The organism is Geodermatophilus sp. SYSU D01186 (assembly GCF_054050215.1).
Genome location: NZ_JBJGYW010000010.1, coordinates 138722 through 147198, shown reverse-complemented (window position 1 = coordinate 147198; position 8477 = coordinate 138722). Strand labels below are relative to the sequence as shown.

The window sequence follows — 8477 nt, the reverse complement described above, 5'->3', positions numbered from 1 at the left end:
GGGGGTCGCGCTGGGGCTTGTTGTCTCGGCGGCTGGGCCCCCGGTTGTGGGGAGCTCCCCGGGGGGTGGTGGGGGCGCCGCGCGGGGGGGGCCGGCCCCCTCCCCTCGAGGAGTGCCGGGTGCGTGAGCCGCTCAGACGCGGCCGGCCATCGTCACCACAGGTTCCCGGCCGGCGGGCTGGGGAGCGGCGAAGTGCTCGAACATCCGGCTGACCTGCGGCTTGGTGAGCAGCGAGACCACGACCAGGGCCACGTACGACCCGATCACCCCGATCCCGGCGATGTTCCACGGCGACAGCAGCGGGTCATCGGCGAACACGGTCTGGTTCAGCAGTGCCAGCACACCGCCGATCCCGATGCCGGCCAGCAGCGAGGCGATCGCCCCCTGGGACGTCGCCCGCTTCCAGCGCACGCCGAGGTACAGCACCGGCCCCAGCATCGCCGCGAGCGCTCCCCACGCGACGGCCATCAGCGACAAGACGAACTCCGGCGGGTTGAGTGCGATCAGCCCGGCGATCACCATGACGACCACGGACGTGGCCCGGCTCCACCACATCTCCTGGCGGTCGGAGAGCCGGACGCCGAGACTCATCTTCAGGATGTCGCGGACCACCGCCGCGCCGCTGAGCACCATGAAGGAGTCCGTGGTGGACATGACCGCGGCGAGGACCGCGGCGATCATGATGCCGACGAGGAGGGGGGAGAAGGACTCCGCCATCAGCGTCGGCAGCACTGCGTCGGGCCGGTCGACCGGTGGCACCACGCCGTCCTCGGCCTGCACCCGGTACGCCATCCCGATCCACGTCGCGGCCACGGCGAACAGGTACAGGAAGCAGGAGATCAGCGGGATCCAGCGGATCACCTCGAGGTTCTTGATGGTCAGGAACTTGGTGTTGATGTGCGGCACGCCGGCGTAGGCCAGCAGGCCCACGAAGAAGGCGTAGACGAGCACGTTCTGCCACGCGAAGGCGCCCGAGTCGTGCCACGGCTCGACGAGCGCCGGGTCGATCTCGGCCATCCGCTCGTGCAACTCGGTCAGCCCGCCGACCTGGCTGACGGTGTAGACGGCGAAGGTGACGACGAAGACGCTCAGGACCAGGAGCTGGAAGAAGTTGGTCCACATCGCGGCCACGATGCCGCCGCCGATGCAGTACACGACGATGATGGCGCCGCCCACGAGGAGCGAGACGCCCGGGCTCCACCCGAAGATGGTCGTCCCCACGTAGCCGATGGCGACGAACTGCACGACCAGGTAGATCAGCGATCCGAGGGCCGTGGCCAGGCCGGCGAGCATCCGGACGGTGCGGCTGCCGTCGTAGCGCAGGGCCAGCACGTCCGGGAGCGTGTAGACCGCGTGCCGTTTGGCGATCACGGTCATCGGCTTGGCCAGCAGGAAGTAGGCCAGCGTCAGGCCGAGGAAGCTCAGGCCCATGGTCATGACGTAGAGCGCGTAGCCGGTGCCGTAGCCGGATCCGGCGTTCCCGAGGATCCCGGCGCCGCTCACGATGGCGCCGACGATCCCGAAGGAGACGACCCATCGGCCGAAGCCGTCACCGGCTACCAGATAGTCCTTCATCGATCTGACCCGCCGCGTGGACCACAGGCCGATCGCGATGACGACCAGCATGTAGGCGACGACGGCGGCGATCGTCCAGGGTGAGACGACCATGCAACACCTCGCTGTGTGGGATGGATCGTGCGGCGGAACTCAGGAACGGCGCGAGAAGACGTCGTCGACCGTGGCCCACTCCTCGTCGTCGGCGGAGAAGCGCATCGCGAACACGATGGACAGCACGACGGCGACGATGAACCCGCCGAACACGAACAGGGCGGTCAGGGCAGGCAGTCCGAACATGGTCGTTCCTCACTGTCGGAGAGAACGGGCGACCGACCGGGCCGGCGTGGAGCACGGCTCGGCGGTGGATCGATGTCGTCGACAGTAGGGAGAGCGCGTCGGTCGGGTGTACCGCTGTACGTCCACACTCACCGGCCAGGAGGTGGGCAGACTCACACCGGGGGTCTCACCCCACGGGCAGGGCCCCGCCGTCCCCGGTCTGCTCGCGGAGCCGGAACTTCTGGATCTTCCCGGTGGAGGTCTTGGGCAGCGGCCCGAACACCACCGCCTTCGGTGCCTTGAAGCGCGCCAGGCGCCCGCGGACGTGCTCGACGATCTCGGCCTCGGTGACCTCGGCGTGCTCGTGGAGGGTCACGTAAGCGACCGGCACCTCGCCCCAGCGCTCGTCCGGGGCGGCGACGACCGCGACCTCCAGGACGGCGGGGTGCTCCGCGATCGCCTGCTCGACCTCGACGCTGGCGATGTTCTCGCCGCCGGAGATGATCACGTCCTTGCTGCGGTCGCGCAGTTCGACGTACCCGTCCGGGTGGACGACGCCGAGGTCGCCGGTGCGGAACCAGCCGTCCGGCACCGCCTTGCGCGTGGCCTCCTCGTCCTTGAGGTAGCCCAGCATCACGTTGTTGCCGCGCAGCGCGATCTCGCCGACCGAGACGCCGTCGGCGGGCACGTCCTGCCCGTCGGAGCCGACCACGCGGGCGGTGCAGGAGATCATGTTGCCCACGCCCTGCCGGGCCCGCAGCCGGGCCTTGACCTGCTGGTCCAAGCCGCTCCACTCCGGGCGCCAGTCGCAGATCATGGCCGGGCCGAAGGTCTCGGTCAGCCCGTAGAGATGGGTCACCTCGAACCCCAGCTCCTCCATCCGGCGCAGGATGGCCGGGCTCGGCGGCGCGCCCCCGGTGGCCACGCGCACCGGGGTGGCCACGGGCGCCGCCTCCTCCGCGTAGGCGAGCATCGACAGCACCGTCGGCGCGCCCTCGAGGTGGGTGACGCCCTCGGCGCGGATCAGCCGCCACACCTCGGCCGGGTCGACCTTCGGCAGGCAGACGTGCGTTGCTCCGGCCGCGGTGACCGCCCACGGGAAGCACCAGCCGTTGCAGTGGAACATCGGCAGCGTCCACAGGTGCACCGCCGACGGCGACAGCTGCGTGTGCGCCACCATCGCCAGCGCCTGCAGGTACGCGCCCCGGTGGTGGTACATGACGCCCTTGGGCCGCCCGGTGGTGCCCGAGGTGTAGTTGATCGACAGCAGCGCCCGCTCGTCGTCCGGACGCAGGGCCAGGGGAGTGGCCCCGGCGAGCAGCTCCTCGTACTCCGTGCCGGCGCGGATCCGCCGCGGCGGCGCCGCGACCTGCGCCAGGGCCGCGTCGACGACCGTGTCGAACGCCGGGTCGTGCACCAGGACGGCGGACTCCGAGTGCTCCAGGATGTAGGCGATCTCCCCGGCCGACAGGCGGGTGTTGACCGCCACCAGCGGCACCCCCGCCCACGGCACGCCGAAGCTCGCCTCGAGCAGCACGTGCGTGTTGGGGGCGAGGACCGCCACGGGCCGGCCCTGCGCGAGCGGGGCCAGGGCGCCGGCCAGCCGCTGCGCGCGGTCGTGCAGCTCTCTGTAGGTCCAGCGCCGGTCGCCGTCGACCACCGCCACCCGGTCGCCGTGGGCCGCGGCCGCCCGGTCCAGGTAGGAGACGGGCGTCATCGGCTCGAAGGAGAGGGCGTCCAGGTCCGGCGTCGTCATGAGCGGTCCTTCCTCGGTCACGGCCGCGCCCATGGGAGCGCGGCCGGGGGTCACGGCAGGGGTGCGGCCGGCGGCCGGGCCAGGAGCACGTCCTCGTCGTCCTGCGCCGGGCCGCTCAGCCGGCTCGGCAGCACGACCGCGGCCAGGACGGCGCCGGCGAGGGCGACACCTGCCACGACGAGCAGTGCGAACCGCTGGCCGGCGAGGGTGCTCACGGTCAGGCTGCCACCGCCGGCGAGCGCCCGCTCGGTCGCGAGCGTCGTCAGCACCGCCACGACCGCGATCGACAGGGTGCCGCCGAGGGCCTGGGTGCTGTTGAGGGCGCCGGCGCCGACCCCGTGGCGTCGTCCCGGGATACCGGACAGCGCGGTCACCGTGCAGGTGACGTTGATGGCCCCGCTGCCGAGGCCCAGCAGCAGGAAGGGCACCAGCAGCCCGCCGGCATAGCCGGTGGAGCCGTCCAGCGCCACGGCCAGGAGGGCGGCACCGGCGGCACACAGGACCAGTCCGGCGGGCACCAGCAACCGGGGGCCGACCCGGTGGGTGTTGCGGGAGACCAGCCGGGCGGTGACGGCGACCGTGGCCGCCCACGGCACGAAGGCGAACCCCGCGCGCAGCGCCGACCAGCCCAGCGTCTCCTGCATGAACAGGGAGGTGGTGAAGTACGCCCCGATGCCCAGCCCCGCGGTGAGCAGGACGAACAGGAACGCGAAGGACGTGCGGTACCGGAAGATGCCGAGGGGGAGCAGCGGGTCGGCGCCCCGGGCCTGGGAGAGCACGAACAGCCCGACCAGCACCGCGGCGGCCGCGAGGGTGATCCAGGTGCGCGGCTCCGGCCCGTACACCTGCAGCTCGGTCAGCCCCAGGATGAGCGCCGCCACCCCGAGGGTGACCAGCAGCCCGCCCACTGCGTCCAGCCGCTGCCGGTGCTCGGGCCGGATCGCCGGGACGACGAAGAACGCCACCGCGAAGGCGAGCAGGCACACCGGCACGTTGACCAGGAAGATCCAGCGCCACCCGCCCATGTCGGTGAGGACGCCGCCGATCACGTTGCCCAGCGTGGCGCCGAAGGCCCCGATCGCCGCCCACATGCCCAGCGCCGAGCTGCGCTCCCGCGGCTCGACGAAGACCGTGGTCAGCAGGGACATCGCGGCGGGGGAGGCCATGGCCGCGCCGATGCCGGCGAACGCGCGGGCGGCGATCAGCAGCCCGGCGTCCGAGGCGACCGCGCACAGCAGCGACCCGAGGGTGAAGACGAACAGCCCGGCGAGGAACAGCCGTCGTCGGCCGAACACGTCGGCGCTGCGCCCGCCGAGCAGGAGCAGGCAGCCGAAGGTCAGGCTGAAGGCCGTCAGCACCCACTGCAGCTGAGCCGGTGCGAGGTCCAGGTCGGCCCGGATCGCCGGGAGCGAGACGACGACCACCGTCCCACCGACGAGCAGGATGAACTGCACGCTGCACATGAGGGCCAGGAACAGCCCCCGGTGCCGGACCGGCGGGACGGCGGGCGCGGACTGCCGCGCCGTCACGGTCACGGGCCTGGCCACGACTCAGCCCTCCTGGGGTGCGGGGGTCGCCCGGTGGCCCCGCGGCGGGGGAGTCACCGTCCCGCGCGACGCCGGGTGCGCCCGGGACAGCCCGGCCGGGACCGCGTCACGAGGTCTTGCCGGTCAGGTACGCGGTGATGGCGGCGAGGGTGTCGTCGGGGTACTCCAGGACCATCCCGTGGCCGCCGCGGGGGAGCACCTGCAGCGTGGCGGTGGGGATGAGCTCGGCCATCTCGACCGACTGCGACACCGGCGTCAGCACGTCCTCGGCGCCGGTGAGGACCAGCGTGGGCGTCTGCACGGTGGGCAGGTCGGCCCGGGAGTCGTAGACCCGCAGGCCCGCGGCCTGGGCCTCGAAGCCGGCCAGCGTCGTCGGGTGCGGGTCGAGGCGGGACAGCTCCGCCTGCGCGGTCAGGGCCGCGTGGTCGCTCACCAGCCGCGGGGTGAACCCCCAGGACATCCCGGTGAGGGCGATCGACACGGGGTCGACGCCGGCGCGGCGCAGGGCGAGGCCGCAGTCGAGCCAGGCGTGCTGGACGGCGGTGTAGGACGGGAACGCGTTGAGCAGCACCGCCTTCGACAGCACCTCGCCGTGGCGGATGAGCATCGACTGGAGCACCGAGCCGCCGAGCGACCAGCCGACCGCGGCGACCGGCCCCAGGCCGAGGGACTCCACCAGCGCGGCGGTGTCGTCGCCGAGGTCGTCGATCGAGTAGGGGCCCGCGGGCACCTCGGTCCGCCCGGTGCCCCGGTTGTCGACCGTGATGACGGTGAAGCTCTCCCGCAGGCGCGGCACGGCGGCCGTCCACGCGATCGAGCTGGACCCCAGGCCGGCGATGAGCAGCAGCGGCGGCCCCTCGCCCCCGACCTCGTGGTGCATCGAGATCCCGTTGACCTGCGTGGTGGGCATCGACGTCCGCTCCTCTTCCGCAGCCGGCCGAGGGCCCGGTCGAGCTGCGTCTGGTCGGGGGCGCAGGCACGGCGGACCGCCGGCGTGCGGGGGAACGGGCGGTCCGGCCGCCCGGGGGCCGGCGGCCCGGCCGGCCAGCGATCCCGCGCTGGCCACCGAGGCGTCGGTGGGCCAACTCTCGGGCGGGGGCGCGGGGTGATCAATGGGGAGGCGTCCACATCACCCCTGCCCGGCGGTGGGCAGGGGTCCACTCGGCGGGTCCTCGGAGAGCGCGGAACCGGCGTCGTCGTGACGTTCTCGGGCGAATGTGCAACCGGTCGTTGCGACCCGCGTCACAGACCACCTAACGTCCGTGGCCGTCGTCACACCCCCCGTGGTCGTGCCGGCACTCCTGGCTGAGACGCCGGGGCAGGTCCGATCCCGCGGACCCGGACGGAAGACGTGTGCCGTCCGAGGCCTCGCGAGGCGATCAGCCGCCCGTTACTTCCAACGATGGGGTGGTGGATCTGTGCTGAGATTCCTGCTGCTACGGGTGTTGACCACCATTCCGGTCCTGGTGCTCGTGACCTTCGTGGTGTTCGGCCTGGTGCTGCTCATCCCCGGCGACCCGGCCGTCACGATCGCCGGGCCGGACGCCACGGTCGAGCAGGTCGCGGCCATCCGCGAGCGGCTGGGCCTGGACCGGCCGCTGCTCGTCCAGTACTGGGACTGGGTCACCAGCGCGATGTCCGGCGACCTGGGCACCTCGCTGTACACCAGCCGGGCGGTCTCGACGTCGATCGGTGACGCCCTGCCCGTCTCGACCGCCCTCGCCGCCGCGGCGCTGCTCATCTCGCTGGTGATCGCGGTGCCGACGGCGATCGTGTCCGCGCTGCGCCGGGGGACCTGGGTCGACCGCGTGGCCACGCTGGGCTCCTCGCTCGGCATCGCGCTGCCGTCGTTCTGGCTGGGCCTGGTCTTCGTGCTGATCTTCAGCCTGACCCTGGGCTGGCTCCCGGCGACCGGGTACGTCCCGTTCACGACCGACCCCGCGGCGTGGTTCACCCACCTCCTCCTGCCGGCGCTGACCCTCGGGATCGCCGGCGCCGCGGAGAGCACGCGGCAGCTGCGCGGCTCGATCATCGGCGTGCTGCAGCAGGACTACGTGCGCACCGCCCGGGCCAAGGGGCTGCGCGGCCGGATGGTCGTGGGCAAGCACGTCATGAAGAACGCGAGCGTCCCGCTGGTGACCGTGCTCGGCCTCCAGATCACCGCGCTGCTCGGCGGGGCGGTGCTGGTCGAGCAGGTCTTCGGCGTCCCCGGGATCGGTCAGGTCGCCATCGCGGCGGTGACCACCCGGGACATCCCGGTCATCCAGGGCATCGTGCTCGTCGCCGTCCTGGTGGCCGTGGTCTGCAACCTGCTCGTCGACCTCGTTTACGGCTATCTCAACCCGAAGGTGAGGCCACGATGACCCAGTCCCAGACCGGCCCGACGACCTCCGAGCTGTCCGTGGCCCCCGGCGCCCCCGCCGCGGCCGGCCTCCCCGCCGGCACCGACGTGGCGGCGGTCGCGCACCCGCCGGTCCGCCACCGCGGCGGCGCCTGGGCCAACTTCCGGCGGCGGGTGGCCAAGAACACCGGCGCGGTCATCGCGCTCGGCGTCCTCGGCGTGCTGGTGGTCATCGCCGTCATCGCCCCGTGGATCACCCCGGCCGACCCGAACCAGCAGGACCTTCGCAGCGTCCTCCTGCCGCCCTTCAGCGACGGCTACCTGCTGGGCAGCGACCAGCTGGGCCGGGACATCCTGAGCCGGCTGATCGTGGGCACCCGGGTGTCGCTGCTGGCCATCGTGCTGGCGCTGGCCGTCGCCATGGTCATCGGCGTCCCGGCGGGCTTCCTCTCCGGGTTCCTCGGCGGGCGCTTCGACATGCTGGTGATGCGCCTCAACGACGCCGCGATGAGCTTCCCGCCGCTGCTGCTGGCGATCGCGCTGGTCGGCGTCCTCGGCCCGAGCCTGCGCAACGCGATGATCGCCGTCGGCATCCTGCTCGCGCCGCGGTTCCTCCGGCTGGTCCGGGGTGTGGTCATCGGGCTCAAGGAGGAGACCTTCGTCGAGGCCTCCCGGAGCATCGGGACGCGCACCCGCACGATCATCGTGCGGCACATCCTGCCCAACACCCTGTCGCCGCTGACCGTGGCGATCGCGGTGACCGCCGGGTACGCGATGTTGTCCGAGGCCGGCCTGAGCTTCCTCGGCCTCGGCGTCCAGCCGCCCGACGCGAGCTGGGGCTCGATGATCCGCGAGGGCTTCCTCTACTTCGGTCGCGCCCCCTGGCTCGGCATCTTCCCGGGCGTGCTCATCGCCCTGACCGTCTTCACCTTCGTGACCCTGGGCGACGGTCTGCGCGACGCCCTCGGCCGTGAAGAGCGCACCGAGTCCTGATCACCGG

Annotated in this window: 7 protein-coding genes; 2 read left to right on the top strand and 5 right to left on the bottom strand. The window is 72.6% G+C overall.

Going from position 1 to position 8477, the window contains the following annotated elements; genetic code table 11:
- Positions 1-132: 132 nt before the first annotated feature.
- From ACI784_RS10155 to ACI784_RS10135, 5 genes are all read right to left on the bottom strand, one after another.
- Positions 133-1668 (bottom strand): sodium:solute symporter family transporter, encoded by a 1536-nt coding sequence (locus tag ACI784_RS10155; protein WP_456923656.1) that lies wholly within the window; start codon positions 1666-1668, stop codon positions 133-135.
- 39 nt (positions 1669-1707) lie between these two features.
- On the bottom strand, positions 1708-1854 hold the full coding sequence (locus ACI784_RS10150; protein ID WP_456923655.1) for a hypothetical protein: 147 nt from the start codon (positions 1852-1854) through the stop codon (positions 1708-1710).
- 166 nt (positions 1855-2020) lie between these two features.
- Complete coding sequence (locus tag ACI784_RS10145) at positions 2021-3589, bottom strand: AMP-binding protein (protein WP_457013367.1); 1569 nt, start codon at positions 3587-3589, stop codon at positions 2021-2023.
- Between the two features lie 50 nt (positions 3590-3639).
- Entirely contained in the window at positions 3640-5136 is a 1497-nt protein-coding gene (locus tag ACI784_RS10140; RefSeq protein ID WP_457013366.1) for an MFS transporter, read from the bottom strand.
- A gap of 106 nt (positions 5137-5242) precedes the next feature.
- Positions 5243-6046: an alpha/beta fold hydrolase gene (locus tag ACI784_RS10135; protein ID WP_457013365.1), complete on the bottom strand. Its 804-nt coding sequence runs from the start codon at positions 6044-6046 to the stop codon at positions 5243-5245.
- Between the two features lie 307 nt (positions 6047-6353).
- Here ACI784_RS10135 and ACI784_RS10130 point away from each other — a divergent pair, with 307 nt between their 5' ends.
- Both ACI784_RS10130 and ACI784_RS10125 read left to right on the top strand, forming a co-directional pair.
- Positions 6354-7499 (top strand): ABC transporter permease, encoded by a 1146-nt coding sequence (locus ACI784_RS10130; protein WP_457013364.1) that lies wholly within the window; start codon positions 6354-6356, stop codon positions 7497-7499.
- Positions 7496-8470, top strand: coding sequence for an ABC transporter permease (locus tag ACI784_RS10125; protein WP_456923650.1), 975 nt, complete (start codon positions 7496-7498; stop codon positions 8468-8470). The genes ACI784_RS10130 and ACI784_RS10125 overlap by 4 nt, the downstream gene beginning before the upstream one ends.
- Positions 8471-8477 lie beyond the last annotated feature (7 nt).

What these genes read in the sequence shown, in the direction of transcription:
- ACI784_RS10155 (WP_456923656.1), bottom strand. Translation starts at nt 1,668, where the DNA reads ATGGTCGTCTCACCCTGGACGATCGCCGCCGTCGTCGCCTACATGCTG.
- ACI784_RS10135 (WP_457013365.1), bottom strand. Translation starts at nt 6,046, where the DNA reads ATGCCCACCACGCAGGTCAACGGGATCTCGATGCACCACGAGGTCGGG.
- ACI784_RS10145 (WP_457013367.1), bottom strand. Translation starts at nt 3,589, where the DNA reads ATGACGACGCCGGACCTGGACGCCCTCTCCTTCGAGCCGATGACGCCC.
- ACI784_RS10125 (WP_456923650.1), top strand. Translation starts at nt 7,496, where the DNA reads ATGACCCAGTCCCAGACCGGCCCGACGACCTCCGAGCTGTCCGTGGCC.
- ACI784_RS10150 (WP_456923655.1), bottom strand. Translation starts at nt 1,854, where the DNA reads ATGTTCGGACTGCCTGCCCTGACCGCCCTGTTCGTGTTCGGCGGGTTC.